The 26366-nt window shown below is 46.6% G+C and carries 22 protein-coding genes, 1 tRNA gene and 1 pseudogene; 8 read left to right on the top strand and 16 right to left on the bottom strand.

Annotated elements, in window-relative coordinates:
• Position 1 precedes the first annotated feature (1 nt).
• Both HMPREF3179_RS07490 and HMPREF3179_RS07485 read left to right on the top strand, forming a co-directional pair.
• Complete coding sequence (locus tag HMPREF3179_RS07490) at positions 2-613, top strand: SCO family protein (RefSeq protein WP_018026598.1); 612 nt, start codon at positions 2-4, stop codon at positions 611-613.
• Positions 614-698: 85 nt separating this feature from the next.
• The gene (locus tag HMPREF3179_RS07485; protein ID WP_070470445.1) at positions 699-1541 is read left to right on the top strand and encodes a glutathione S-transferase family protein; all 843 of its coding nucleotides are present in this window, start codon (positions 699-701) and stop codon (positions 1539-1541) included.
• Positions 1542-1602: 61 nt separating this feature from the next.
• On the opposite strand, the gene HMPREF3179_RS07480 is transcribed toward HMPREF3179_RS07485, so the two are convergent.
• From HMPREF3179_RS07480 to livH, 4 genes are read right to left on the bottom strand one after another with little or no spacing between them, the layout of a single operon-like run.
• Positions 1603-2304, bottom strand: coding sequence for an ABC transporter ATP-binding protein (locus tag HMPREF3179_RS07480; RefSeq protein ID WP_026156850.1), 702 nt, complete (start codon positions 2302-2304; stop codon positions 1603-1605).
• Positions 2305-2312: 8 nt separating this feature from the next.
• Positions 2313-3074 (bottom strand): high-affinity branched-chain amino acid ABC transporter ATP-binding protein LivG, encoded by a 762-nt coding sequence (gene livG, locus HMPREF3179_RS07475; protein ID WP_070470443.1) that lies wholly within the window; start codon positions 3072-3074, stop codon positions 2313-2315.
• Positions 3074-4303: a high-affinity branched-chain amino acid ABC transporter permease LivM gene (locus HMPREF3179_RS07470; protein WP_070470441.1), complete on the bottom strand. Its 1230-nt coding sequence runs from the start codon at positions 4301-4303 to the stop codon at positions 3074-3076. Before HMPREF3179_RS07470 ends, livG begins: the two co-directional genes overlap by 1 nt.
• Complete coding sequence (gene livH / locus HMPREF3179_RS07465) at positions 4303-5226, bottom strand: high-affinity branched-chain amino acid ABC transporter permease LivH (RefSeq protein WP_018026586.1); 924 nt, start codon at positions 5224-5226, stop codon at positions 4303-4305. Before livH ends, HMPREF3179_RS07470 begins: the two co-directional genes overlap by 1 nt.
• 248 nt (positions 5227-5474) lie before the next feature.
• On the opposite strand from livH, the gene HMPREF3179_RS07460 reads away from it, so the two are divergent.
• Positions 5475-6077: a hypothetical protein gene (locus HMPREF3179_RS07460; RefSeq protein WP_070470439.1), complete on the top strand. Its 603-nt coding sequence runs from the start codon at positions 5475-5477 to the stop codon at positions 6075-6077.
• Between the two features lie 79 nt (positions 6078-6156).
• Here the strand turns inward: HMPREF3179_RS07460 and HMPREF3179_RS07455 are convergent, their stop codons facing one another.
• The 10 genes from HMPREF3179_RS07455 to HMPREF3179_RS07405 all read right to left on the bottom strand — a co-directional run bounded on the left by HMPREF3179_RS07455 (position 6157) and on the right by HMPREF3179_RS07405 (position 17990).
• Positions 6157-6759, bottom strand: a complete 603-nt coding sequence (locus HMPREF3179_RS07455) for a queuosine precursor transporter (protein ID WP_083290404.1) — start codon at positions 6757-6759, stop codon at positions 6157-6159.
• Between the two features lie 28 nt (positions 6760-6787).
• Positions 6788-7627 (bottom strand): pyrroline-5-carboxylate reductase, encoded by an 840-nt coding sequence (gene proC, locus HMPREF3179_RS07450; protein WP_070470438.1) that lies wholly within the window; start codon positions 7625-7627, stop codon positions 6788-6790.
• A 57-nt stretch (positions 7628-7684) separates the two neighbouring features.
• A complete protein-coding gene (gene selD, locus HMPREF3179_RS07445) occupies positions 7685-8758 on the bottom strand; it encodes a selenide, water dikinase SelD (protein ID WP_036557137.1) in 1074 nt (357 codons plus the stop codon).
• 24 nt (positions 8759-8782) lie between these two features.
• Positions 8783-8878: transfer RNA gene (locus HMPREF3179_RS07440), tRNA-Sec, on the bottom strand.
• 18 nt (positions 8879-8896) lie between these two features.
• The gene (gene selB, locus HMPREF3179_RS07435) at positions 8897-10834 is read right to left on the bottom strand and encodes a selenocysteine-specific translation elongation factor (RefSeq protein WP_070470435.1); all 1938 of its coding nucleotides are present in this window, start codon (positions 10832-10834) and stop codon (positions 8897-8899) included.
• On the bottom strand, positions 10806-12269 hold the full coding sequence (gene selA / locus HMPREF3179_RS07430) for an L-seryl-tRNA(Sec) selenium transferase (protein ID WP_083290722.1): 1464 nt from the start codon (positions 12267-12269) through the stop codon (positions 10806-10808). The genes selB and selA overlap by 29 nt, the downstream gene beginning before the upstream one ends.
• A 16-nt stretch (positions 12270-12285) precedes the next feature.
• Positions 12286-13230 carry a formate dehydrogenase accessory protein FdhE gene (gene fdhE / locus HMPREF3179_RS07425; protein ID WP_083290721.1) on the bottom strand — a complete coding sequence of 315 codons (945 nt, stop codon included), beginning with the start codon at positions 13228-13230 and terminating at the stop codon, positions 12286-12288.
• An 86-nt stretch (positions 13231-13316) separates the two neighbouring features.
• Positions 13317-16388: a formate dehydrogenase-N subunit alpha gene (gene fdnG, locus HMPREF3179_RS07420; RefSeq protein ID WP_141743455.1), complete on the bottom strand. Its 3072-nt coding sequence runs from the start codon at positions 16386-16388 to the stop codon at positions 13317-13319.
• A 188-nt stretch (positions 16389-16576) separates the two neighbouring features.
• A complete protein-coding gene (locus tag HMPREF3179_RS07410; RefSeq protein ID WP_048768165.1) occupies positions 16577-17290 on the bottom strand; it encodes an ABC transporter permease in 714 nt (237 codons plus the stop codon).
• Positions 17283-17990: an ABC transporter permease gene (locus HMPREF3179_RS07405; RefSeq protein ID WP_018026576.1), complete on the bottom strand. Its 708-nt coding sequence runs from the start codon at positions 17988-17990 to the stop codon at positions 17283-17285. The genes HMPREF3179_RS07410 and HMPREF3179_RS07405 overlap by 8 nt, the downstream gene beginning before the upstream one ends.
• A 216-nt stretch (positions 17991-18206) precedes the next feature.
• Here HMPREF3179_RS07405 and HMPREF3179_RS07400 point away from each other — a divergent pair, with 216 nt between their 5' ends.
• From HMPREF3179_RS07400 to HMPREF3179_RS12000, 5 genes and pseudogenes are all read left to right on the top strand, one after another.
• Positions 18207-18992, top strand: a complete 786-nt coding sequence (locus tag HMPREF3179_RS07400; protein ID WP_070470507.1) for a transporter substrate-binding domain-containing protein — start codon at positions 18207-18209, stop codon at positions 18990-18992.
• A 128-nt stretch (positions 18993-19120) separates the two neighbouring features.
• Positions 19121-20359 (top strand): MFS transporter, encoded by a 1239-nt coding sequence (locus HMPREF3179_RS07395; protein WP_070470429.1) that lies wholly within the window; start codon positions 19121-19123, stop codon positions 20357-20359.
• A gap of 53 nt (positions 20360-20412) precedes the next feature.
• Positions 20413-21651 (top strand): MFS transporter, encoded by a 1239-nt coding sequence (locus HMPREF3179_RS07390; protein WP_070470427.1) that lies wholly within the window; start codon positions 20413-20415, stop codon positions 21649-21651.
• A complete protein-coding gene (locus tag HMPREF3179_RS07385) occupies positions 21651-21839 on the top strand; it encodes an ATP-binding protein (RefSeq protein WP_070470425.1) in 189 nt (62 codons plus the stop codon). Before HMPREF3179_RS07390 ends, HMPREF3179_RS07385 begins: the two co-directional genes overlap by 1 nt.
• A gap of 46 nt (positions 21840-21885) precedes the next feature.
• Positions 21886-22053, top strand: a pseudogene (locus HMPREF3179_RS12000) (transporter substrate-binding domain-containing protein); the annotation flags it as partial.
• Positions 22054-22340: 287 nt separating this feature from the next.
• Here the strand turns inward: HMPREF3179_RS12000 and HMPREF3179_RS07380 are convergent.
• Positions 22341-23318, bottom strand: coding sequence for an IS5 family transposase (locus tag HMPREF3179_RS07380; protein WP_070470423.1), 978 nt, complete (start codon positions 23316-23318; stop codon positions 22341-22343).
• 77 nt (positions 23319-23395) lie between these two features.
• Positions 23396-26365, bottom strand: a complete 2970-nt coding sequence (locus HMPREF3179_RS07375) for a type III restriction-modification system endonuclease (RefSeq protein ID WP_070470421.1) — start codon at positions 26363-26365, stop codon at positions 23396-23398.
• Between the last annotated feature and the right edge of the window lies 1 nt (position 26366).

The following is a 26366-nucleotide window of genomic DNA, read 5'->3' as shown; positions in this document are numbered from 1 at the left end:
GATGATAAAGCGATTAAAAAAATCCTCGCTTGCCTTTGCCCTCTCCCTAGCGTGCCTGGGGATGGCAACGCCTATTGACTCGGCCTTGGCTGAAACTCAATTTTACTCAACCCGCTCACATCTGCCCGATTTAAAATTTGAGCTGCAGCACACCGATGAGCAGCGCTTAAGCGAGCAACAGTTTAAACAAAAAGTAGTCTTAGTTTATTTCGGCTATACCTATTGCCCCGATGTGTGTCCTACCACCATGGCGGAGCTGGCACTGATGAAAAGCATGCTCAGCGAACAACAACAAGCGCAGGTGCAAGTTATTTTTATCAGTGTCGATCCGCATCGTGATACCCCTGCCCGCTTAGAAAAATATCTAGAGGCTTTCGGTCTAGGTGCTATTGGTCTAAGCGGAACGGAAAAAGAAATTGCCGCCATTGCTAAACGTTATCGAGTGGCTTACCAAATTGAAAAGCCAAAAAATCCGAACAATCCGGAGCTCTATGATGTGATGCATGCGGAGGGGATTTATGTTTTTGATACCAATGGCAAAGCTGCTTTCCTCGCCTCCAATAGTCATGATATTGAGGGCTTACATCAGCGCGTCGTCGCCTTACTTAAGTAATAAGCTGCTGGAGGCGCACGGATATCGTTCACTTTAATTGACGCAACAAATTGCTTAACCTTATTTACCATTTCCCAAGGAGATAATGACCGTGATCACTATTTTTCACCTTCCCTCGACAGGCTCCTTTCGTAGTATCTGGTTAGCTTGTGAGCTTGGTCTCACCTTTCAACTTAATCATCGTCAAGAAGCCGACGAGGCTTCTGATAGCGAAACCCACCCCTTAAGCAAGGCCCCTATTCTCTTAGACGGGAATATTAGCATTGCGACGCATGGTGCTGTCCGTGAATACTTGCTCAGTAGCTATGACCGTTGCGGTATGCGCCCGCCAATGGCTCACCCTGACTATATCCAGTATTTACAATGGGTGCACTATCTAGAAGCTACACTTTTGCCGCTAGTTGAACAACAGAGCATCATTCATAAATTAGGTCAATCTAGAGTACCGTTTTTTGCTCGCTCAATTATGAAAAAAACGGTCTTAAACTACCTGAATACGCACATTATGCCGGAACTGCAGCGTCAATTAAATTACATCGATCAGTCACTGGCAGCCAGTGGTTGGACCTGTGGTAGCCGCTTCTGTGCGGCAGATATTGATTTAGCCTATATCTTATTAGGTTTAGAGGCTGAGGCTAAGCTGTTGCCTGAGCATAAAAATATTGAAATGTTCTTAAGCGCAGTTAAAGAGCGTGCTACCTATCAACTGGCCAAAGAAAAATCCACAACCACGAGCAATGCTTTGGGCTTTGAACAGAGCGCTCAAACCACTGCGGTGGCACAGGCTGAAGAGGTGGAACTAGTGGATGAGGAGCGAGCGGATGCTGTGGATACGAGCACTGCTGAAGCAGCACCACATGAAGCAGAAAGCGACGGCATCACCACCGGTCATGATATGACCGAGCAGCCTACGCCTAAGCGTGACTAAGCAATATAGTAAGAAGCCCACCATCAGGTGGGCTTTTTGCTTTTACCCGCAAGCGACTCCATCAATGACCTAAATAGGCCTTACCAACCTGATCATTAAGCAAGAGATTAGCACCCGTATCGTGCAACACAATACGTCCCGTCTCCAACACATAGCCACGATCGGCAATTTGTAAGGCCTTATTAGCATTTTGCTCGACTAGGAACACCGTGATACCATCATCACGGATGGTTTTGATAATCTCAAAAATCTGCTCAATAATTAATGGCGCTAAGCCCAGGGTAGGCTCATCTAACAGCAGCATTCTGGGTTTACTCATCAAGGCACGGCCAATAGCTAGCATCTGCTGCTCACCGCCCGACATCAAGCCAGAGCGCTGTGTGGCACGCTCACGCAAGCGAGGGAAAAGCTCAAATACATGCTCTAGCCCAGCCTCAATCTCCTCACGGTTTAAAAAGAAACCACCCATCTGGAGGTTTTCGAGTACATTCAGGTCCGGAAAAACGCGCCGTCCCTCCGGTGAAATCGCTAACCCCTTACGCATAATGGCATGCGTCGGTAGCTCTGAAATATCCTCACCCATAAAATGGATGCTACCGGTGCGAACGCGTGGATTACCGCAAATGGTTGAGAGCGTGGTGGTCTTACCGGCACCATTACTACCGATTAAGGTAACAATCTCGCCCTCATCTATGTGTAAGCTAACATCGTGCAGGGCCTGAATTGCACCGTAGCCCGAATTAATACTATCCAGTTTTAACATTGCCATGATTACTCTCCGAGATAAGCCTTAATCACTTCAGGATCATTACGTACCTGCTCCGGGGTACCGGTAATTAAAGGCTTACCATACTCCATTGCTAAAATACGATCGGAAATATTCATAATCAAGCCCATATCATGCTCAATTAATAGCACCGATAAATCATAATCATGACGTAACTGATTGATTAGACTAGCTAACTCAATCTTTTCCTGTGGGTTTAAACCGGCTGCCGGCTCATCTAACAATAAGAGCTTAGGCTCGGTAATCATACAACGCGCAATTTCTAAACGACGTTGATGACCATAAGCTAAATTACCCGCTTCGCGATTAGCGAATTCCTTGATACCCATAAACTCCAACCAAAAAACCGCCCTTTCTAAAGCTTGCTTTTCAGCGCGTCGATGACTGGGTAAATTCAATAAGCCGTGCAGAAAACCGGCGCCTTTATTGTGTTGCGCTACCAACAGATTTTCCAAGACCGTGAGATTTTTAAATAAACGCACGTTTTGAAAGGTTCTCACGAGGCCCTGTCTAGCCACCATATGACTAGTCCAGCCGGTGATATCCTTTGAGTTTAACGTGATGTTACCGCTAGTTGGCTTATAAAAACCGCTGACGCAATTAAATACCGTGGTTTTACCTGCACCATTCGGGCCAATAATAGCAAAGATCTCATTCTTCCTTACCTCAAAAGAAACATGATCAACTGCCAATAAACCACCAAAACGCATGCAGATATCACGAGCTTCTAAAACAATATCACTCATTACTTAATCTCCACATGGGCACGTTGTGCAGGTAATAAACCCTGAGGTCGCCAGACCATCATCAATACCATCACTAAACCGAAAATCAACATCCGATATTCAGCAAATTGACGTGCAATCTCAGGCAAGGCGGTTAATAAGATCGCCGCAAGAATCACGCCCACTTGTGAGCCCATACCACCCAGCACCACCACTGCAAGGATTAAGGCCGACTCAATAAAGGTAAAGGACTCGGGGTTAACTAAGCCTTGTCGCGCTGCAAAAAACGCACCACCGAAACCGGCAAACATCGCACCTAAGGTAAAGGCGGATAATTTGATCGTGGTCGGATTCAGACCCAAGGAACGACAAGCAATCTCATCCTCACGTAAGGCCTCCCAAGCACGACCAATGGGCATACGAATCAAGCGATTAGAAACTAATAAGGTAATCACCGCCAAAGCCAAAGCTAATAGATAGAGATAAATCACCACATGATTCGCATCATAGGCCCATCCCATCATCTGATGGAAAGTCTCCTCACCCGCCGGCGCGCGACGCGTCATGGCATGACCTAACAAAGTTGGCTTAGGGATATTGGCAATACCATCCGGACCACCCGTCCATTGGCTGAGGTTAATTAATAAAAGACGAATAATCTCACCAAAACCTAAGGTCACAATGGCTAAATAGTCGCCCCTTAATCTCAGTACTGGGAAACCGAGTAGATAACCGAACAAGGCAGCCATGCCACCGGCAACGGGTAAAGCGGACCAGAAGCCCCAACCAGCCCAATGGAATAATAAGGCGTAGGTATAGGCACCAACCGCATAAAAACCCACAAAGCCCAGATCGAGTAAACCCGCAAAACCCACGACAATATTTAAACCCAATCCTAACATCACATAAATGAGGACAAGCGTCGCAATATCGACATTAGAACGGGAACTGAAAAAGGGCCAAATTGCAGCAGCGGTAACCACTAATAGAATCAGTAAATTAATCGTCCGCGGCTTTAATACAGGTATCGCCCAACCACTGCCGCGCTTATTCTTGGCAAAGCTTTTAAAGAGATAAGGACGGAAGAGTTGCACCACAAAGACCGCAGCAATACCCATCAACACAAATTCCCAATTAGGAACAATGTGCGTCTGTGCGCCTTGACGTACGAGCTGTAAACCGAAAATAGGAATGGTTAAAATGGCGGTTAATACAGCAGAAAAAATTGCAGTTTTAAGATTTTCAGCCATTAGACTTTCTCCACTTCAGGTTTACCTAAGAGTCCAGTCGGACGGAAAAGTAGAATCAATACTAATAAGCTAAATGCCACAATGTCTTTGTATTCAGAAGACCAGTAAGCCGCCGCTAAGGTTTCTACCACACCGAGTAATAGCCCGCCTAAAATCGCCCCAGGAATACTACCGATACCGCCCAATACCGCCGCAGTAAAGGCCTTAATACCCGCAATAAAACCAATAAATGGATTTAATTTACCGATCGCCAGTGCAATTAATACACCGCCCACCGCGGCTAACATCGCTCCTAACACAAAGGTAAAGGAAACCACACGGTTGGTATCAATACCTAGTAGATTAGCCATCTGCATATCTTGTGAACAGGCACGTGAAGCACGTCCCATACGAGAATTCTTAATATAGAGCGTGAGCGCAATCATTAAGACAAAGACGACCAGGATAATCAACAGGCGTGAGTAGGAGAACATGACGGGATAACCAACGCCCATATCCCAGCGAAATGCGCCGGAAATGACATTAGGTACCGCCATATCACGCGCACCCTGACCAAGGGCTACCCAGTTCTGTAAGAAAATTGACATACCAATAGCCGCGATCAGTGAAACTAAACGCGGACTATTACGCGCCGGTCTATACGCTACTCGCTCAATGGTATAACCGTAGACACCGGTCACCACGGCGGCAACTAAAATCATAAACAGAATCAATAAAGGCAAAGGCAGAAAGCCATTAACCCCTATCGCCGTCAATGTAACCAAACCAACATATGCCCCGATCATATAAACTTCACCGTGCGCGAAGTTAATCATACCAATAATGCCATAGACCATCGTATAGCCAATCGCAATTAAGGCGTAAATGGCTCCTAGTGAGAGACCATTAAACAGCTGCTGTATAAGCTGAGGCAGAAAATCCATAAGTTCGTGCCCTTATAAGTAAAACAAGAGGCAATCATAATACGTAATTAGTTAAGAAACTATTGGCAATAACACTTAATTTTTGACACAAAACTAAGGATTAATATACCTGTGATTTTTAATGAGCGTTCACGACCCAAGCGACTGAGCAATGCAAATTCATATTTTTTAAATGTGATTATGCTATAAACATACTATTTTGCCTGCCATCGGGCAGCAGCGACTCTCAATTGATAAAAGGATACACTGTGCTTAGCCTACTCACTAGCGACCATCAACATAGCACCCCTCATCTTGATAAAAAAGGCTTAGCAATATTTGAAAAATATGTCGCTCAGGCGAATTGCTATGTAGAGTACGGCGCTGGCGCCAGTACTTGGCATGCACATGAATTAGGCGCCAAGCAAATTATCGCCGTTGACTCTTCGGTTGAATGGATTCACAAGGTACAAGCGCATCTCCCCGATAGCAAGCAGGTGGAGCTCATCTATTGCGATATTGGTCCGGTTGGCCAATGGGGTAAGCCAATGGATGATAGGAAGATTAAACACTACCATGAGTATATGCTGGCGCCTTGGCGCTTAGCCCAACAAAAAGGGCTGCAGGTAGATCTGATTATGATTGATGGTCGCTTCCGAGTAGCTTGTTTTTTATATAGTCTGCTCTGTGCGGAAGCTGGCACGGTTATATTATTTGATGATTACAGTCTACGCTTTCGCTACCACCTAGTTGAGGATTTTTGTCCTAAGGTTGCGAGTCATGGGCGCTTAGCTGAATTTCATGTCAGCAAGGATTATGAGCTAAGCGAACTGGTTGCCATGATAGCGAAGTATTCGATTATCATCGATTAGCCACACCGCTATCAAGGCGCCTTACTTGACTTAAGCCCTTAAAGCCACGCTGAATAGCACAGCGTCGGCAAACAACAGGCTAGTCACTGCTAACCACCATATTTTTTTTGGGTTTTGCCGTACCGAGGTTCCACATCAACGCTCTAAAGGGAGCCAGCAGCATAATCGACAAACTCACCTTGAGTAGCAAGTCACCTAGGGTAAGCGTAAACCAAGGCACGCCCGTACCCACAAAGGCAACAGCAAAAAACACAAAGGTATCGATAACCGAAGCGAGCACGCCCGCTAATAAAGGCGCCAACCACCATGCCTGTTGACGCAAGCGATGAAACACGAAAATATCAAGCACATGCGCCAGTAAAAAAGCCGTACCGGAAGCCAAGGCGATTCTCGGCGTTGACAAATAAATCGATACAATCAATGCCGCAGCAAAACCCCAGTACACAATTCGACGTGCCGCTTGCGGACCAAAGCGACGATTCATCAGATCGGTCACTAAAAAAGTCACGGGATAGGTAACAGCCCCCAAGGTTAACCAATCATTAATATGAAACTGTGGTTGCACAAAATAATTGGACGCTGCCACTAAGGCACACATAATCGCTAAAGCAATCAGGCGTTGATGCGGTCTGATTGGTTCAAATTGCATGCCACTAAAGTGCGTATCTTGTACTTGCGACATAAGGCTCAAAAAACTCCAACGATAAAAATTAAGAAGATCGATGAGGACTTAATTCCACGGCCAATTCCTTGGCGCGCTCATAGGCTGCCTGCATTGCCATGGCCACAATCGCTTTTAGATCCTCACGCTCGAATACGGATAAGGCCTGCTCCGTCGTCCCTTTTTTAGAGGTGACATTGGCTCTAAGCTGCGCAATTGGCAAGGACGACTGCGCCATCATCTGGGTCGCACCTTTAAGCGTCTGAATCGCATGTTGACGGGCTGTTGCTTGATCATAGCCAAGAGCAATAGCACCCTCAATCAGCGCTTCGGCAAATAAATACACATACGCCACCCCACTACCACTTAAGGCCGTCACCGCATCCAACATGGTCTCCTCAGCAACGAAGTCTACTCGACCACATGCCTTAAACATCGCTGCAAAACGAGTGCGCTCTGCGGCTGTCACGGCGGCCGCACAATAGGCCGCAATCACACCCTCACCCACTAAGGAAGGTGTATTTGGCATGGTGCGAATGATTTTCAATATAGAATCGTCACGCTGTGTGAGAAAATAAGCTAAGGAGGCAGTACTTAAACCGGCTGCCACACTAATTACCAGCTTATCAGCCGAAAAAAACGGCTGATACTCCTGCAGCACCGTCTGCATCATCTGCGGCTTAAGCGCTAATAACCAAATATCGGCATCGGCAAAAGCCGCACTAGCACCAATTTGTACCTGCTGTACACCCTTGGCACGCCAGTTATTCAAGGACGCTTCCGAATTTACAGAAATCAATAGCTCATCAGCTTGACAACTACCCTGCAGCAGCATGCCATCAATAATCGCGGCAGCCATATTACCACCGCCGATAACACCAATCTTCATAGTTTATCTAATGCTATACTAGGGCAACGCCATTGAAAATAGCATCGCTTATAGTTTTTAGGCTACCTTAACCTTAGGTTCAGCACTCGCTGCACCCACCTCACCAATCACACTGGCTAAGTTAAAGCCCTCCGCCTTAAGCAGCGCCAACACCTCATCCACCGCCTCCGGACTTACAGCTAATAACAAGCCGCCAGAGGTCTGCGGATCGGTTAAAAGCGCACGATCGACATCCGTCATGCCCTCAGCTAATTCGACACGCTCGCCAATCGCATGCCAGTTACGACCAGAAGCACCGGTAATATAGCCCTGCTCGGCAAGCTCACGTGCACCCTCTAAAAATGGTACTTGCGCTAGCTTAATATGCAAATCAACACCCGAAGCACGCGCAATCTCAGCCGCATGACCTAATAAAGCAAAGCCCGTCACATCCGTCATCGCATGCACCGCCGCCATAGGACCAAGCTTTGCACCTGGTGTATTCAGCTGAGTGGTGGAGGCAATCATCAATTGATAGGCAGCCTCAGGCAAGGCGTTTTTCTTAAGTGCTGCGGAAAATACACCGATCCCAAGCCCCTTGGTGAGAATCAACACATCACCCGTTTTAGCCTTTGAGTTACGCTTAATCTGCTCAGGATGCACTGTACCCATCGCCGCTAAGCCGTAAATCGGCTCAACCGAGTCAATTGAGTGCCCGCCAGCGACCGGAATACCTGCTTGCTGACACACATCGGCACCACCCTGAAGAATTTTAGCAATTTGATCATGCGGCAAAACATTAATCGGCATTGCCACCAAGGCTAAGGCCATCACGGGCGTGCCACCCATGGCATAAATATCTGATAAGGCATTGGTCGCTGCAATGCGACCAAAATCATAAGGATCGTCGACAATCGGCATAAAAAAGTCTGTAGTCGCAATCAATGCCTGCTCATCGTTTAAACGAAAAACCGCTGCATCATCGGCCGTCTCATTGCCCACCAAAAGATTTGGAAAAGCTTGCCCCGTCGGCATACTAGCCATCAGATTAGACAGTACATCGGGGGCGATTTTACAACCGCAGCCACCGCCATGCGATAAAGAGGTTAAACGAGGGGATTGATTAGATTGCGTCGTATTACTTTCAGCCATGAGACTCACCATCTGAAATAAAATTGGCGGAAGGTAGCAGGAGTCGAACCTACCTGGGAATGTCTGACATCCCCAACTGGATTTGAAGCCCAGCCGCAACACCGGTTACGCATACCTTCCGACGAAGTTAACGCTCTATTATAACCAATCTAAAGAGCGGTTGCGAACTAATCTTCGTTCCTTGACCCGACGCGTTAAACCAGCCCGATCAAAATACTCTAACACCTGCACCGCGCGCTTGCGTCCCAGCCCTGATGCGTCTCTAAACTCGGCCGTGCCAATATCATCTTGAGGTTCCATGCTGAGTACAATCTGTGCCAAGCGCTGTAATGACTTACGGTGATAAAAAAGATCATGCACTACTTGGAAAATTTCACCTTGACGGCTTAAGCGACGTAAAACCTGTCGTACATCACCCTCTTCTGCCCCTAATTGCTTAGCAATATCGCGCACCCATGGCGGATTAGAACCACCCGCTTCAACCATCGGTAAAATCTGCTCGGCTAACTGCGCCTCTTGCGCCGATAACACCGGGATATGATCTGGTAAATGCAATAAACTGCGAGTGCGAGCAATCCGCCCTTGCTCAATTAGCGAGCGCACTAATAACTGCCATAAGCCATCGCTCACCTTGGGTAAGCTCATACGTCGCATACGCAACAGCTCTACCCCCACCTCGTCCGGGGACTGCTCATGAAAAGCCGCTAAGCGCTGCACCACCTGCTCAGCTAAAGCCTGCCATTGATCCGCTAAAATCCAAATCGTCTGCGCTTGTGCACCACCCGGCACCAAAGCCAACACACCTGGTGGCTGGGTCAATTTATCCAAAGACTTAGCGGTTAAGCGTAAAAGTGTTTTTTCACTTAAACCATAGGGCGCTAATTTTAACAATACCTCGATACTGGCACCGTTTAAAAAAGCCTCCACCCCCGCTAACCACGCTAAGCGTTCGGGCGAGCGACGCTTACGATCGGGTGCATTAGGATGCAGAATCCGACCGCCGCCAATGGTTTGCGTCGCCTGCGGATTACGAATAATAAAGCGATCACCGGTCATACTGCAAATCGGCTCGGTGGACACCAACTGCACCATGGCACGCTGTCCTGGCTCAACCCTATCCTGACTTAATGGCACCGCATGCACATAATAATGCTTTGCCGCAATATGCAAATGCAAGGGCGTCCACGCCTGAATTCTTTGCTCTGATGAGTGCAGCAACTGCAAGCTCACATCAATATTAAACGAGGGCGTGAAGCTACGCGCATCAGCAATCCAATCACCGCGCTCAATGGCATCCTTAGCCAGACCAACGACATTGAGGGCACAACGTTGACCAGCACGCGCCGTTTGCGAAGGTTGATCCTGCGCATGGATAGAGCGAACTCGCAGCGACTGAGCTGAGGGAAAGTGCCTTAAATCAATCACCTCACCAGCGGCTTGAGCTGCTTGAACACGTAAGTCCAATTCACCCCCATGCACGGTACCCGTCACCACAGTACCCTGCCCACTTAAGCTAAAGACGCGGTCTACTGCCAAGCGAAATAGACCTTCAGCCTGTTGATTACCGCGCGCCTCAGCCTCTTTAAATAAATACTCACGTAACTCATCAATACCCAGATGGTCCTCAGCTAAGGCATCCGTTACAAAAAACGGTGCTTTTTCCAAAAAACTACCGGCGACCAAGGCCTCTATTTCTTGCTTGACCTCATCAATGCGAGCCCCATCAACCACAGCGGCTTTAGTAATCACAATGGCACCAGCCGTAATATGAAGTAAAGAAAGAATCGCTAAATGCTCACGGGTCTGCGGCATCACCCCGTCATCGGCAGCCACCACCAATAAGGCAAAATCAATACCAGTGGCGCCGGCAACCATGGTACGAATTAAACGCTCATGTCCCGGCACATCAATAAAGCCAAGCACATCGCCATTAGCTAAGGGAGTATAGGCATAACCTAATTGAATCGAAATCCCGCGTCTTTTTTCTTCCTCTAAACGATCGGTTTCAACCCCCGTTAAAGCCCGGATTAAGGTCGTTTTACCATGGTCAATATGACCTGCTGTACCAATAATCATGAATTAAACTCTCGTCAAATCCTGTTGCAGTTGCGCCAAAAACCTCCGCTTCTTGATGCCTTTCCAAACAACGCATATCTAATAATAATGTATCGTCAGCAATCCGCCCGATCACCGGTTTAGAGAGGCGACGTAAGCGCTTTTCTAAAGCCAGTAAATGACGACCAGGACGCCCCTCGCCCACATAGCGCATGGCTAAACCATAACTAGGTAGTAACTCGACTGGCATGGCGCCACTGCCGATTTGGCTCATCATGGCCTCTACCGTCACCCTAAACTCAGGACCCACCCATTGTTGAAGCGTCTGTTGCAGGCTTGCCGCACTTTGCTTGATCGCATCTGGGCTGCGAGTAAATAAACGCAGCGTAGTTAAGCGCTCTGCCAATAACTCCGGACTGCGGTATAGTTGCAACACTGGCTCCAGTGCCGCCAACGTGATTTTGCCAACACGTAGTGCACGTTTGAGTGGATTTTTTTTGATTTTTGCAATTAAATCGGCACGGCCTACAATCAAACCAGCTTGCGGACCACCGAGTAGCTTATCACCACTGAAGGTCACAATATCAGCACCGGCCTCAATGGTTTGCCGCACGGTGACCTCCGCTGGCAAACCCCATTGCCTGAGATCGACTAGGGTACCACTGCCTAAGTCAACGGTGCACGCTAAGCCATGCTGCTTCGCAATGGCTGCCACCTCAGCCACCGACACCTCTTTGGTAAAGCCATTAATTTCATAATTACTGCAATGCACCTTCATCAACATGGCGGTGTTATCAGCAATGGCTTGCTCATAATCATGTGCATGCGTGCGATTGGTAGTGCCTACTTCCACCAAGTTGACATAGGCACGCTTCATAATATCCGGAATTCGGAAGGCCCCACCAATCTCCACCAGTTCACCGCGTGACACCACCACCTCACGCTCAGCAGCGAGGGAATTTAACATAAGCAATACGGCGGCAGCGTTATTATTAACCACTGTCGCGGCTTCGGCACCGGTTAATTCACAGAGCAGCTCCTCAATAAGATCATCCCGATCGCCACGCCCACCCGAGGCTAAATCGTACTCTAAATTCATCGGCTCACGCATGGCCTCAACCACGGCCTCAATCGCTACCTCGGGCAATAAGGCACGACCCAAATTGGTATGCAGTACCACCCCAGTGAGATTAAACACTGGTCGCAGCTGGGATTGCGTCTTTTTTTGTAAAGCACGCGCTGTCAGCTGCGCAAAATCAAGACTCAAGTGAGGTGATCTTAAGTCAATCACTAAGGCTTTGTTTTGCTGAATGTTCTGACGCAAATCCTCTAATATCAACCGCGCTTGCTGACTCACCAATTGATGACCATACGCCGCCAGCAAAGGCTTAAAAGCCTCACTACTTAACAACTTATCAAGCGCCGGTAAATCCCTAAAAGAAACTCTCTGCGTCATACAACACCCTCAGTAACTACTCTTCTTCGCCTACTTCAGCCGCTTGCCATAAAAATGGATTACCGCTGCTGCGCTCCAAGCCCTCATCGGCCATCAAGATATCTAATTGCAATGTGGCCAAATCATCAGCAATTGGATCCACATTCAGATCCTTTTCCTGATAGAAAATCTTCCGATAGCTATGGCAACTCGGACAGGCCTCTGCCTTAATGGCTTCCGACTGCCCCTCCAAATGATAATAACTAATATCCTTAGTGCTTAAGCAGGTAGAGCACACCACACGTACCATATGCCAAAGGGTAGAACATAGGGAACAACTTAAATAGCGAATGCCTTGATTGGCACCGATTTGCACCACGCTACTAACAGGCAAAGAACCACAGCATGGGCAGACGCCGGATTCCTTTTGTACCACCGGTAAATTGTCCTCGCCCAAATCAATTGCTAACTGTGTCCAATAGACCTGCAAAGCCGCCATGATCACCGGCGCCATGGCCGGATCTGCATCCTCATCCGCCAACACGCGATCGGCAATGGCTTCGAGGGCCGCTGGCTCATCATTAATTTGCTTTAACATCGCTTGTGCGACCGTCACCGCCACCTCCGGAACGGAATCGGCCTGCATCAAATGCTGCAAAATATCAGCCAGTATCTTTAACCACACGGGATCACGCTCAATCGTGGCTGGTTGTAACGCTGGCATACCGTACTTTTGCGAGGATTCGATCCTTTCCTCACTCACCACCGGCAAGGCATAACGCGTCACCACCTCGGCTTGAGCCTCTGCTATCACAGCAATTAATAATAAATAATCACGTAGTGGATTATCCTCAGCGAGCTGCCTTAAACGCGCAGCACGTGAGCTAAAAACAGACTTCGCTTCAGGCAAAATAATGCGCGGAAAAGCAAAGGAACTATCATCTAAAATTTCATCTTTAGAACGAATTTTTTGCAATGTCATACTCCAATAAAAAACTGCCCTACAGATGGTTAATTGTAGAGCAGTTTTAAGGGACTACCTACCTAGTCCGTTAAGAAAAATATAGATTAAATCTTCTCAACATTGACCAGGAAGGACTTGAACTCAGGCGTCTGAGTGTTACCGTCACCGACCGCAGGCGTTAGACTATTGGCTATGAAGCCTTTTTTAGCCACACCTACAAAGCCCCAGTGTAACGGGATACCAACCTGATGTAACTCCTTACCGTCGACCGTGAGCGTTTTAATACGCTTAGTCACCACAGCAACTGCTTTGATGTAGTCACGTTTAGAAGAAACCTTAACACGATCACCGGCCTTAATGCCAAGTTTATTAGCTAGGCCCTCGCCAATTTCAACGAATTGCTCTGGTTGTGCAATGGCGTTGAGCTTGACGTTTTTAGTCCAATAATGGAAGTGCTCGGTTAAACGATAGGTGGTACCTACGTACGGGAACTCGTCGGCCTTACCCATATCTTCCAGGTCACGCTTAAACACACGGGCACCCGGGTTATTAAGCGCACGAGGCTCATTCGGGTTCAGCGGGTTAACGGCCAGTGGCGTCTCGAACGGTTCATAATGCTCAGGGAACGGACCTTCGGCCATACCCTTACGTGCAAAGAAACGACCTGTACCCTCAGGGTTCATAATAAATGGACCCATACCGTTAGCCGGTGCTTCATCCGCCTTATAGTCAGGTATGTCAGCGCCTACCCAGGCTCTACCGTTCCAGTAAACAAGCGCACGGTCACTATCCCATGGACGGCCATTAGGGTCAGCCGAGGCACGGTTGTATAAAATACGACGGTTCGCAGGCCATGCCCAAGCCCAGTTAAGGGTTAGACCAATACCTGTTGGGTCGCTATTGTCGCGACGTGCCATCATATTACCCTGCTCGGTAAAGGAACCAGAGTAAATCCAACAACCACAAGCGGTTGAACCGTCATCACGTAACTCGGCAAAGCCAGCAAGCTGCTCCCCGGCCTTACGCGTCACAATGCTCGGATCGCTCGGGCTAGTTAAATTAAGCAGTGCCTTACCACTCATCTCCTTAGCTAACTCCTCAGCTGAAGGATCTAAACGTGTGCTGTACGGCCAATCCAAGTTAAGGATTGGATCAGGGAAAGCGCCGCCCTCTTCGAGGTAAAGCTCACGAATGCGATTATAGAGCAAGGCCATAATCTCAATATCACTCTTGGCTTCACCCGGTGGGTTAGCACCCTTCCAGTGCCATTGTAAGACACGTCCGGAGTTTACTAGCGCACCCGATTCCTCAGCAAAGCAACTGGTCGGTAAGCGAATCACTTCGGTTTGGATAGATGCCGTATCGACATCATTTTCCTCGCCTGCATTACGCCAGAACTCAGAGGTATCTGTACGTAAAGGATCCATCACCACCATAAACTTCAACTTAGCAAAGGCCTCAGATTGCTTTTTCTTGTGAGGTGCCGCCGCTAATGGGTTAAAGCCCTGACAGATATAACCGTTAAACTTGCCCTGCGTCATCATCTCATAAGCACGTAACATATCATACGGCTTATCGAGTTTAGGGAACCAGTCATAACAGTAATCATTGGCTGCTGTTGCCGCCTTACCGAACCAGGCCTTACTTAAACTAACCCAGAACTTTTTGTAATTACCCCAGTAGCTTAACTGATTCTCACGCATCGGCTTATGGGCACGCGCTTTAATGTAATCATCAAAGCGCTGCTCACCGTCCTTAGCCAGGGTAAGGTAACCAGGTAATAGATCAGTCATCAGACCTAAATCGGTTAAGCCCTGAATATTGGAGTGACCACGTAAGGCATTAACACCACCACCCGGCATCCCGATATTACCCAAGAGTAACTGCATCATCGCTGCGGTTCGAATAATTTGCGAACCGATCGAGTGCTGCGTCCAGCCTAGGGCATAAAGAATGGTTAAGGTACGATTTGGTACATGTGTAGAAGAGATAATCTCGACAATCTCTAAGAACTTATCCTTGGGCGTACCGCAGACACGCTCAACCATCTCAGGGGTATAACGCTCATAGTGCTTTCTCATCAGCTGATAAACACAGCGTGGATGGGTCAAGCTCGGGTCAGTTTTAACATAACCCGTTTCTTCGTCAATCTCGTATTCCCACGTGTTACGGTCATAGGTACGAGTTTCCTCGTTATAACCGGAGTAAATACCCTCATTAAAATCAAAATCCTCACGCACCACAAAACTAAAGTCAGTGTAGTGACGTACGTATTCATGTTGGATCTTGTTATTATCCAATAAATACTTAATAACTGCGCCCAAGAACACAATATCCGTACCCGTACGGATTGGCGCATAGATATCGGCTACCGATGCTGTACGATTAAAGCGCGGGTCCACACAGATAAGCGTCGCCTTATTGCGTGTTTTTGCCTCGATCGCCCATCTAAAGCCCACGGGGTGTGCTTCAGCGGCGTTACCGCCCATCACTAATACAACATTGGCATTTTTAATATCGACCCAGTGGTTCGTCATCGCACCACGGCCAAACGTCGGAGCAAGACCTGCTACCGTCGGACCATGTCAAACACGAGCCTGGTTATCGAATGCTAACATCCCCATCGGACGAATAACTTTGTGAGTTAAATAACCCACCTCGTTAGGCGATGCAGATGCAGCTAACATACCTGTTGTTAACCAACGATTAACCGTTTCGCCCTTTTCATTTTTCTCGATAAAGTTAGCGTCACGGTCGTCTTTCATCAGACGAGCAACCTTGTCAATGGCCTCTTCCCACGACATACGAACCCACTTATCTGAACCCGGAGCACGATACTCGGGGTACTTTAAGCGATTCGGGCTGTGAATAAAGTCAATCAGACCGGCACCCTTAGGACAGAGGGCACCACGGTTAACCGGGTTATCCGGGTCACCTTCAATGTGTACGATCGTGTCAATAGAGTTTTTAGCACCATCACCAATACCGTACATTAATAATCCACAGGCCACTGAACAGTAAGGACAGGTATTACGCGTTTCTGTCATACGCGCTAATTTGTACTGTCTAACTTCTGCCATAGCGGGCGTTGGCGCCGCACCAAGTAGTGTCAGACTGGACCCTGCCGCTGCTGTACCGGTAGCCTTGAAGAATTGTCGTCTAGTAATCTTTACCATAACGAACCTCCAGACAATTAACGTATAGCAACGTCCGTATCAAGAAATGATACCTCAGTTAAAAAACTCCGCAGCGCAATAGCTACACTGCTCCACCATGCTAGTGTAACGCTTTTTTGAGGGCTTGAGTAGTCGCCCACACACTTTAGATAGTAAATTATTTATGTTCTAAAGAAATTGATAGCATCTTAATTACTACCGTGACGATATTTAAGGTGCAGCAAATGCTTTTTCTCAACTTGTCTAAATCCGACCACCAATAGCGTATTTAAAATCAAATATAAAACCGCAGCGGCAGAATAAGCGATAAAGGGCTCATAATAGGTGCTATTAAAATAGCTGGCGGCACCGGCAATCTCCACTATGGTCACGGTGGAAGCCAAGGCCGTCGCATGCATACTCATAATCACTTCATTACTATAGGCAGGCAAAGCACGTCTTAAGGCCGATGGGATAATAATTCGGTGCATGGCTTGAAAGCTACTCATGCCATAGGCCATGGCTGCTTCAACCTCACCACGATCGGTGTTTTTAATCGCACCGGCAAAAATCACCGTGGAGTAGGCTGCGGTATTGAGCGTTAAAGCACTTAAAACCCAGATATAACCGGATTTTAAAAACTCCCAACCCGGTTGCTGCATTAAGTCACGCACCGGTTCCAAACTAGGAATACCGTAATAAAAAATATACAGTTGCACTAATAATGGCGTACCAGTAAAAAAATACACAAAGCCATTGGTTAAACGACCCAGCAGAGTGCGATTCTTTAATGATATAACTGATAAGGGCAAGGCGATAAAAAAGCCTATCGACACCGATACCAAGGTCAACATAATCGTCACTGGCACGGCATCTAAACAGGTACGCAGGGCTAATAGAAAAAGCGCTAATGTATCACTCATCAGAACCCCCTACTAAGACACCACGTTGATAGCGCTTTTCTAAAAACACAAAGACTTTTAATGAAACATAGGTAATCAATAAATACAGTAGAGCGGACACAATATTAAAAGCAAAGGAGGATTGCGTAGCACTGCCCGCCTGCTGAGCCACTCGCGTCATATCGTCTAAACCGATGATCGACACCAAGGCGGTGGATTTGGTCAATACCAACCAGTTATTACGTACGCCCGGTAAGGCATAACGCATCATCAGCGGAAAAGTCACACTATACAGCACTTGAAACGGCGTCAGACCATAGGCATAACCGGCTTCAATCTGCCCACCCGGCACCGCTAAAATAGCGGCTCTAAAAGTTTCTGTGAAATAGGCCCCAAAAATAAAGCTCAAGGTAAAGACACCCGCAGCAAAAGGACTAATCTCAACATCAGACCAACCCAAGGCGGAGGTAATGGCATTAAGACCTAATTGCGCACTGTAATAAACCATCAACATCCAAATCAAATCGGGTACTGCACGCACGATGGTTGAGTAAGCACCGGCGATAGACGCCAACACCACACTACCCGACAGTCGCATCAAGGCGCCAATCAAGCCAATCATAATGGCACAAAGCACAGAGAGCACACCAATCTCAACCGTGAGCAAGGCGCCATGGAGTATTCTTGGCATATATTGCCAAATCACTTCAAAATCAAACATAGGTCCTCTTAAATGAATGAGGTGATTTTACCGAAAATACGCAACAAATCGTAAGAAAACTCAACTTGAAGAAATAACTCCTGATTCAGCCATGCCTCGCACTGAATAATTTGCTAATATCTTATGCTTATCCCTTATAGTAGCCGTCAGTAAAAAAGGCTATCATTTTAAAATCACTTTTAAAATCGTTTATACAAAAGGAAAAAGGACTTGATGATGACAATCACAAAAAAGCTATTTGGCGCTACGTTGCTTAGCTTTGCGCTTGCTAGTAGTCTCGCTCAGGCGCAGGAGCGTACGATTCGCTTTGGTAGCGATGCGACCTACCCTCCCTTTGAATCGACCACGCCGAGCGGTGAGATTGTGGGCTTCGATATTGACCTTGCTAAAGCGATGTGTGAGCGCTTAAAGGCGACATGTACTTTCCAAAATCAAGGATGGGACGGCATCATCCCTGCCCTTCGCGCTAAGAAATTTGATGTGATTGCCTCTTCCATGAGTGTGACGCCCGAGCGTGAGCGTGCCGTGGCTTTTACCCAAAAAGTCTGGTCAATTCCTAACCCATTATTTGGTAAAAAAGGCCTTAAGGCTGAGCCCACCAAAGAAGGTACTAAGGGACTCACTATCGGCGTGCAGCAAGGCGTGATTCAAGACGTTTATGCGACTAAATACTTCACTGAAGCAAATATCCGCCGTTATAAAACTTTCGAGGATGCGGCCAATGACTTAGTAACAGGTCGTTTAGATGCGGTCTTTGCCGATAGCGGCGTGGCTGATCAGTTTTTAGAGGGCCCACGTGGTCAGGACTACGAAGTGCTAGGCGAGCCTATCCCTACTTCTGCGGATGAGGCCATCTTTGGTAAGGGTACGGCCTTTGCTGTGCGCAAAGAGGACAAAGAACTACTAGCCGACCTCAACCGTGCCTTTGACGAGATTCGCGCCGATGGCACCTATGACAAAATCGCTAAGGAATACTTTGATTACGATGTGTATGATGAGTAATTAAAAAACGAATGTTTTTAAAACGGCACTTTGTAAGTGCCGTTTTTTGATGGCTAAAATGACCATCATCGATTAAGATCAAGCAACTAAACTCAAAATCAAAAATAACCTCTTCATCAGGGCATCACTTGAAGTCGACTACTATTTACTCCACGCCCGGTTTCCTGTCTTTTCTAGCAGCTAGACTATGCGCTGTATTTGCCATGCAGATACAGGCCATTGTTGTGGCTTGGCAGGTATACGATATCACTCGCGATCCCTTATCCTTAGCTTATGTCGGTTTAGTACAATTTATCCCCATGCTACTTTTACTACCCTATGCAGGGGATGTAATTGATCGTTTTAGCCGTAAAGCCATTCTTGCAATCAGTTGGTTTGTTGCAGCGCTTTGCAGTGGCATATTGGTCTGGATGTCATTGAGCAACAGTGCAAATGTGATGGGTTTTTATGTGGCATTGCTGCTTTTCGGTGCCAGCCGTGCCTTTATGATGCCCGCTCTGCAAAGCATCTTGCCACAAATTATTCCTCGTGAACGTTTGGCTCAAGCCATTGCAACCAATAGCATGACGGTAAAAATAGCTACCATCAGTGGGCCTATTATTGGTGGGGTACTTTATGCCTATGCCGGCGGTGTGTTGACTTATCTGAGCTGCTGTATCGCTTATCTTTTTGGCATTTTATTACTTAAATTCGTACCTATTCTGTATAGCGATCAGCATAAAAAGCCGACAAGCAATGACAATAAGGTGTGGCAACGATTTTCTGAGGGTATCCGCTTTATCCGGAAGCAACCGATTATTTTAGGTAGTATGAGTCTTGACCTATTCGCCGTGCTTTTAGGAGGAGTTATTGCACTCCTGCCCATTTATGCGCAAGATATCTTGCATACGGATTCAGCCGGGCTCGGACTGCTAAGAAGTGCGATGGCAATTGGTCAAATCGCTACCGGTATTTATCTAAGTCGCTGTCCGTTTGAACGCCATGTGGGTAAAGCCATGCTGATAGCCGTAGCGATTTTTGGTTGTGCTAACTTAGTCTTTGCACTATCAAGTATCTTCTGGTTATCATTTGCCGCCCTGATGGTGGCCGGTGCGGCAGATATGGTGAGCGTGTATGTGCGTTTGGCGCTGATGCAATATGCCACGCCAGACTATATACGTGGACGCGTTAATGCCGTTAATTCGCTCTTTTCAAACTCAGCGACGGAGCTCGGCAGCTTCCGTGCAGGTACCAGTGCTGCACTCATAGGCACTGTGCCGACGGCGGTATTGGGTAGTCTTTGCACCTTAGTCGTCGTCGCACTCATTACTAAGCGCATTAAAACGCTTAGACAAGTTGATCGCTTTGATGAGGTTACACCTAGCTAGCACATGTACTTTCGGCGTATTAAAAAATTAAAAAAAACATTATTGGTATTAAATTGAAACCTTCTAATATTTTCGCGACACTTGGTTTTTTACCCTTTCTGATTGCACGTATGTGTGCCGTCTTTGCGATGCAAATTCAGGCTATCGTGGTTGGCTGGCAAATCTACGAAATCACTCGCGACCCTATGTCATTAGCCTATGTCGGTTTGGCTCAATTTATCCCGATGCTGGTGTTTTTGCCTTATGCCGGTGACCTCATTGACCGATTTAATCGTAAAACAGTTCTCTCAATTAGCTTAGCTGTTTTAGCAGTCTGTAGTGCTTTATTGGTCTGGCTCTCTTATAGTGAAAACGATAAGGTCTATGCTTTCTACATTGTTTTATTACTCTTCGGCGTGGGACGTGCCTTTAACGGACCGGCATTACAAAGCTTATTACCGCAAATTGTGCCGCGTGAACGACTAGCTCAAGCACTGGCTACCAATAGCATGTTAATGAAAGTAGCCACCATCATCGGTCCCGTTTTCGGCGGTTTACTCTATGCTTATATCGGTGGTTTGAGCTATGCCGTTTGTTGCCTATTTTTTGTCATCGCTATCTTTTTATTAAGCTTTGTGCCGATATTATTCAGTGAACAACATAGCGCCCCCGCAAGTAAATCCACCACGGTATTTCAACGCTTCTCAGAAGGCCTGCGATTTATCTGGAAGCATCCGATTATCTTAGGCACGATCAGCTTAGATTTATTCGCTGTATTACTTGGCGGCGTCGTCGCTCTCTTACCCATTTACGCACTGGAAGTTTTACATGTTGACTCCACCGGTTTGGGGCTATTACGTAGCGCCATGGCCATTGGTGAAATCGGTACCGGGCTTTACCTGAGCCGTCGACCATTTAATCGCCATGTCGGTAAAGTCATGTTTACGGCCGTTGCGGTCTTTGGTATTGCCAACCTGGTCTTTGCCTTCTCAACCATCTTCTGGCTGTCTTTTGCTGCACTGGTGGTTGCCGGTGCCGGCGATATGATCAGCGTGTATATACGCTCGGCACTCGTACAATTCTCTACGCCTGATTACTTACGTGGTAGAGTCAACGCAGTCAATATGCTGTTTATCAGCTCATCTAATGAATTGGGCACCTTCAGAGCGGGCGCCAGCGCCGCTTTAATCGGTGCCGCGCCTGCTGCCGTCTTTGGAGGTCTCTGCACCTTAGGGGTGGTTGCTGCCATGGCCTGGCGCTTTAAGCCACTGAGAACGGTGGATAAGTTTGAAGAGGCGGAGCATATTAGGTGATGGGGATTAGGGATGCTTTTGTAAAATCCGCCTTTACAGCTACTCAAGAATGGGATGAATTATTTGACGATACCACAATGACGGTAGCAGCCATTGATCGACTAGTACACCACGCCACGATGATTCATTTTACAGGAGATAGTTATCGCAAGAAAGAAGCACTGGAAACTCAACAGAACAGGCAGTAAAACCGGCTAAGTTAATTGACGCAAAACCGGACAAAGTAGTTGACGTTCTATAGCCGATGAAGCCATCTTCGGTAAGGGTACTGGCTTTGCCGTTCGCAAAGAGGACAAAGAGCTACTGGCCGACCTTAACCGCGCCTTTGAAGAAATCCGCGCCGACGGCACCTACGACAAAATCGCTAAGGAATACTTTGATTATGATGTTTATGATGAGTAAATTGCTGTCGATTTTGACCTGTGGTCGAATTTGACGGCGAGTACTTAACTACTTAGTTCGAAAAACGGCGCCTTATGTGGATGAGGTGCCGTTTTTTGTGGGTATCAACGCAATTTATTTTTGAAAACTTAAGGAACCGCTGAACAAAGTCGCTCAAGCGAGCGAATTTATCAATTTTACAAATCAGCTCTGAAAATCGAGCGTCAGAGTCATAAAAACATCTATTTTTGAACGGTTTTACCCGTTTTTGCTGCTTCTCCGGGCAGCATCCCGGGTTTTAGGCGGATTTATCCCGCCAACGGCATAAATCGTTTCGATAAAAACAGGTTCGCCAAGGCAAACAAGCTATACAACTGGGCGGTGTTTTTCGCCAAACCACGGTAGCGCGTCTTGCGATGACCAAAGTGAACCTTGACCCAGTAAAACGGATGCTCAACCTTGGCGCGAATCCGGCTCTTTAACTGCTCGATTTTCTCGACCAGCCGACCTTTCTCCGTACCGCTTTCACGTAGTTTGCGGCGCTTCCCGTGACGCATGGCAATCACCCGGTTCACCTTTTTATCCTTGTTCTCTTCTCGTTCCCCGGCGCCCTGATAACCTGAGTCACCGTACACATCCTGCTCCTCGCCATGCAGCAGGGCATGGGCCCGGGTTACATCGTGAGTATTGGCAGGCGTAGTCACCAGCGTATGCACCGGACCGCTGGCCGCATCAACACCGATGTGGGCTTTCATGCCAAAGTAACACCGGTTACCTTTCTTGGCGTGACGCATTTCAGGGTCACGGCTTTTGCTTTCGTTTTTGATAGAAGGCGGCGCAGAAATGATGGTGGCATCAACGACCGTGCCCTCTTTCAAGTACAGGCCTTGGGCCGCCAGCCGGTAATTGACTGCGGCAAAAATTTGCCGGGTCAGACCATGAGTTTCCAACAACCGACGAAAGCGCAATAAGGTGGTTGCATCCGGCACGGCATCACGCCCAAGGACGATGCCCATGAAAAGCTGAATCGCCGCGCTGTCATAGACCGCATCCTCCGTGCCTTCATCGGAAAACCCCATCACCTGTTGCAGGATGTACATGCGCAGCATCCGAGAAAGCCCCATGGCCGGGCGGCCTTGTTTGCCGTCTGTTTTGGGATAGTGCGGCTCAATCACCGACTCCGGAACAGCCCAAGGCACCGGGCTTTCCGGGTCGGCCAACAGGCGATCACGACGGGTTTGCTTCTTTTTGCCGGTGAACTCGGCTTCGGCGAAGGTGATTTGCATGGGTACGGACTCAGTGTTAACGAATTGGACTATTTTACCAAGATATGCGCTGGGGATGGGGTTTGTTCAGCGCCTCCCTAAGTAAGATCAGCAATAGATGCGGCAACTTTATAAGTTATTCCGCTATCCAACGCCGCAAAGTGGGCTTCACCGCAAGTAATTTTATCTCGTTCAGAAAGGCGTAAATCTTCACTAAAGAGACTTCCCTTAGTCTCTACGACAAAGTAAAGGCGTTTTTCGGCATCATCATCCACAAGAATTGCCCAATCAGGGTTATAGCTTCCCAATGGGGTATCGATCTTGAACCAGCTTGGTAGCTTCGAATACAGTTTAACAGTAGCCTCTTGCTCTAACCCCTTAGCAAACTCACTTTCGATTTCTGAGTCATAAACGATATGGTCATAGATGCTTTTACTGACTTCGAGCATATTTTGATTCAAATAACCGATAAGCTCTTGCTCTAAAAACAGCTCCTGAGCATAAAATTCATGTTCCCCTATTTTCTCGTACTTAATGCCATCAACCAAAGCATGACGCTTCTTACGTTGAATAATTTGTAAGGTATTTTCAATGAACTTTTGCGGATTCTTTTTAAGATCGTTCAATCGACCACTTTCAATTAAAATGCGGGCGAGTGTCTTACGCGTTAGTTGAGTTTTATTTTGGAGATAGCTAAGCACATCAGGTAGGTGCTGATAATCGCGATCCAACAACTCTGTTTCACGTTTAATTTGTTTAACGTCAACACCACTCTGGTCTATGATTAAATTAGCAGTAACGATATTAAAACGCGCTTTAGGAATGACCATTAATTTCATCTCTTCGACACAATCATTAACCAGCTTATCCAAATTAAAACTAACTTGATAGATGGTTTTATATTTAATCCGATCCCAAAGCGCCTTAAAGTCAGGACCTAAAATGACTTCTTTACGTGGGTTGGAAGCACACTCTTGACGTGCATTCTTAACATCTAAACCACCCGCAATTTTCTTCAGGATGTTTTCGATTGCCGGCTTCGCATTAGCATATTCGTCAGGTAAAACAAGTTTATTTTGTTTTAAGGCGACTTTTAATTGGTCTTGTACTTTACCAGTATTATTAATATAACTTTGCTCTTTCAAATATTGATACAGTTGCTCTGAAGACGCTACACCGAGATAGCTTAATTCACCCTCATCGTTAGGCACGGTCAGACTGGCAAAGGTATGTGTTTCAACCACACCGAAACGAATGCCCTCTTCCTCTTCAATTTCTTTCTGTAACGCACTGGTAAATTCGGCGTATGATTCATTCGCAATCACTGTTAAGGTATTTACCGTAAAACCCGAATCCGTGACACGCTCACCATTCTGATTGACCGCCAAACGCAAACCGCGACCAATCTCTTGGCGCTTTTTAATCGTTGAGGCGGTTTCATTCAGTGTGCAGATTTGGAAAACGTTAGGATTATCCCATCCCTCTCTTAATGCCGAATGAGAAAAAATAAAGCGTAGTGGCGTTTTCATACTAAGCAAACGCTCTTTATCTTTCATAATCAAATCGTAAGCTGAAGCATCAGAAAGCGTTTGGCCACTGGTGTCTTTAATCACACCTTTATTATCCGCTGCAAAATAGCCGTCATGTATAGCGGACAGCGACGTCTCAAGGTCTATTCCTTTAAATAGGGGCTGATATTTAGGATGCTTAGCTAATTTAAGATACTCTTCTTCAAACATTTGACCATAAGGACCTAGACTTGCCTTGCCCTCCTCATCATAGACACGGTAATTAGCAACTTTATCAATAAAGAATAACGATAACACCTTGATACCCATCGGGTTAAGTGCCAACTCCCTATTAAGATGTGTTTCGATGGTTTTCTTAATTTGGACTCTTTTCAGCTCTAACTCATTTGAACCACCGATACTTTGACCTAAACTCAAAATATCAGTCCGTGAGCTAAAGTCGATCCATTCGTTTTCTGGCTCGGCACTAATATCTTTAATGATATAGCCTTCGTACAAATCTCGTTTAGTTATCTCGTACAAATCAGCGCCTTGCTTTAACCATTTTTTGTCTCGTTTAATTGCGCCTGTTCCAGTTATGGCATCGTATTCAAGCTGAGCTTCCACCGCTCCCTTGGTGTTACGAACAGCCAGAAAACGTATATAAGCAGCATTGTTATCGTGTTCAGGTAAAACCTCCAACACGGCAATTTCCTTAACGAGCTTTTGATTATAAGCATCAACTGAGTCAAGCTTATAAATAGGTAAATGCTTATCCCTATGTGTCGCGGAAAACCGCAAGGTAAATATAGGGTTTAATGAACGTATCGCCTCTGTAGAACGATCTGTCGTATCAACGGTTTGCGGTTCATCAATAATCACAACGGGATTGGTGGCGGCAATTAACTCAATCGGTTTAACCCCATCCAGACGGTCATTTTGACGGTGAATAATATTAACCGACAATTCTTTTTGAGAAAAACTTTTATTAAACGCTGCGATATTGATAACCATAATTTGAATATGGCTTGACTCAGCAAAACTGCGCACCATACCCAAATCGTCAGAATCATAAACAAATGCAGAAACTTTGGTTTCTTTATAAATGTCGCTAAAATGGTTGCGGGTTATCTCTATCGACTTTTTAACGCCTTCACGAATTGCAACATTAGGCACAACAATAATAAACTTGGTTAAACCGTAAGCGTGGTTCAATTCATAGATAGAACGCAGATAAACATAGGTTTTACCGGTGCCTGTTTCCATTTCTACGGTGTAGTGCAAATCGCTTTTATCCAACTCTTTACTGGGTTTTAATCCGTTTTTTAACTGCACCTGATTCAGGTTGCTTAGTAATTCATCCCTACTTAAAAGCAATCGGTTAGCGACACCTTGTGGTTCCGGATATAGATAATCATCAAACAATGTGCCATTATGACTACTTTGTACTTGTGGCATGGTAAATGGTGTAAAACAACTCTCTTGCCCTGTAAAAAGCCCTACCACCGCTTCCCATGCAGCCTTTTGATGCGGTAAATTTTGATCAAATTTTAATTTCATA

Source organism: Oligella sp. HMSC09E12, from assembly GCF_001808505.1.
Classification (GTDB): domain Bacteria; phylum Pseudomonadota; class Gammaproteobacteria; order Burkholderiales; family Burkholderiaceae_B; genus Oligella; species Oligella urethralis.
The sequence above is the reverse complement of the archived record's forward strand: the minus strand, read 5'-3'. Positions and strand labels throughout refer to the sequence as shown.

Excerpts from the sequence above, each read along its gene's own strand:
- HMPREF3179_RS07490 (WP_018026598.1), top strand. The coding sequence starts at position 2 with ATGATAAAGCGATTAAAAAAATCCTCGCTTGCCTTTGCCCTCTCCCTA.
- HMPREF3179_RS07485 (WP_070470445.1), top strand. The coding sequence starts at position 699 with ATGACCGTGATCACTATTTTTCACCTTCCCTCGACAGGCTCCTTTCGT.
- HMPREF3179_RS07480 (WP_026156850.1), bottom strand. The coding sequence starts at position 2,304 with ATGTTAAAACTGGATAGTATTAATTCGGGCTACGGTGCAATTCAGGCC.
- livG (WP_070470443.1), bottom strand. The coding sequence starts at position 3,074 with ATGAGTGATATTGTTTTAGAAGCTCGTGATATCTGCATGCGTTTTGGT.
- HMPREF3179_RS07470 (WP_070470441.1), bottom strand. The coding sequence starts at position 4,303 with ATGGCTGAAAATCTTAAAACTGCAATTTTTTCTGCTGTATTAACCGCC.
- livH (WP_018026586.1), bottom strand. The coding sequence starts at position 5,226 with ATGGATTTTCTGCCTCAGCTTATACAGCAGCTGTTTAATGGTCTCTCA.
- HMPREF3179_RS07455 (WP_083290404.1), bottom strand. The coding sequence starts at position 6,759 with ATGTCGCAAGTACAAGATACGCACTTTAGTGGCATGCAATTTGAACCA.
- proC (WP_070470438.1), bottom strand. The coding sequence starts at position 7,627 with ATGAAGATTGGTGTTATCGGCGGTGGTAATATGGCTGCCGCGATTATT.
- selD (WP_036557137.1), bottom strand. The coding sequence starts at position 8,758 with ATGGCTGAAAGTAATACGACGCAATCTAATCAATCCCCTCGTTTAACC.
- selB (WP_070470435.1), bottom strand. The coding sequence starts at position 10,834 with ATGATTATTGGTACAGCAGGTCATATTGACCATGGTAAAACGACCTTA.
- selA (WP_083290722.1), bottom strand. The coding sequence starts at position 12,269 with ATGACGCAGAGAGTTTCTTTTAGGGATTTACCGGCGCTTGATAAGTTG.
- fdhE (WP_083290721.1), bottom strand. The coding sequence starts at position 13,230 with ATGACATTGCAAAAAATTCGTTCTAAAGATGAAATTTTAGATGATAGT.
- HMPREF3179_RS07410 (WP_048768165.1), bottom strand. The coding sequence starts at position 17,290 with ATGAGTGATACATTAGCGCTTTTTCTATTAGCCCTGCGTACCTGTTTA.
- HMPREF3179_RS07405 (WP_018026576.1), bottom strand. The coding sequence starts at position 17,990 with ATGTTTGATTTTGAAGTGATTTGGCAATATATGCCAAGAATACTCCAT.
- HMPREF3179_RS07400 (WP_070470507.1), top strand. The coding sequence starts at position 18,207 with ATGACAATCACAAAAAAGCTATTTGGCGCTACGTTGCTTAGCTTTGCG.
- HMPREF3179_RS07385 (WP_070470425.1), top strand. The coding sequence starts at position 21,651 with ATGGGGATTAGGGATGCTTTTGTAAAATCCGCCTTTACAGCTACTCAA.
- HMPREF3179_RS07380 (WP_070470423.1), bottom strand. The coding sequence starts at position 23,318 with ATGCAAATCACCTTCGCCGAAGCCGAGTTCACCGGCAAAAAGAAGCAA.
- HMPREF3179_RS07375 (WP_070470421.1), bottom strand. The coding sequence starts at position 26,365 with ATGAAATTAAAATTTGATCAAAATTTACCGCATCAAAAGGCTGCATGG.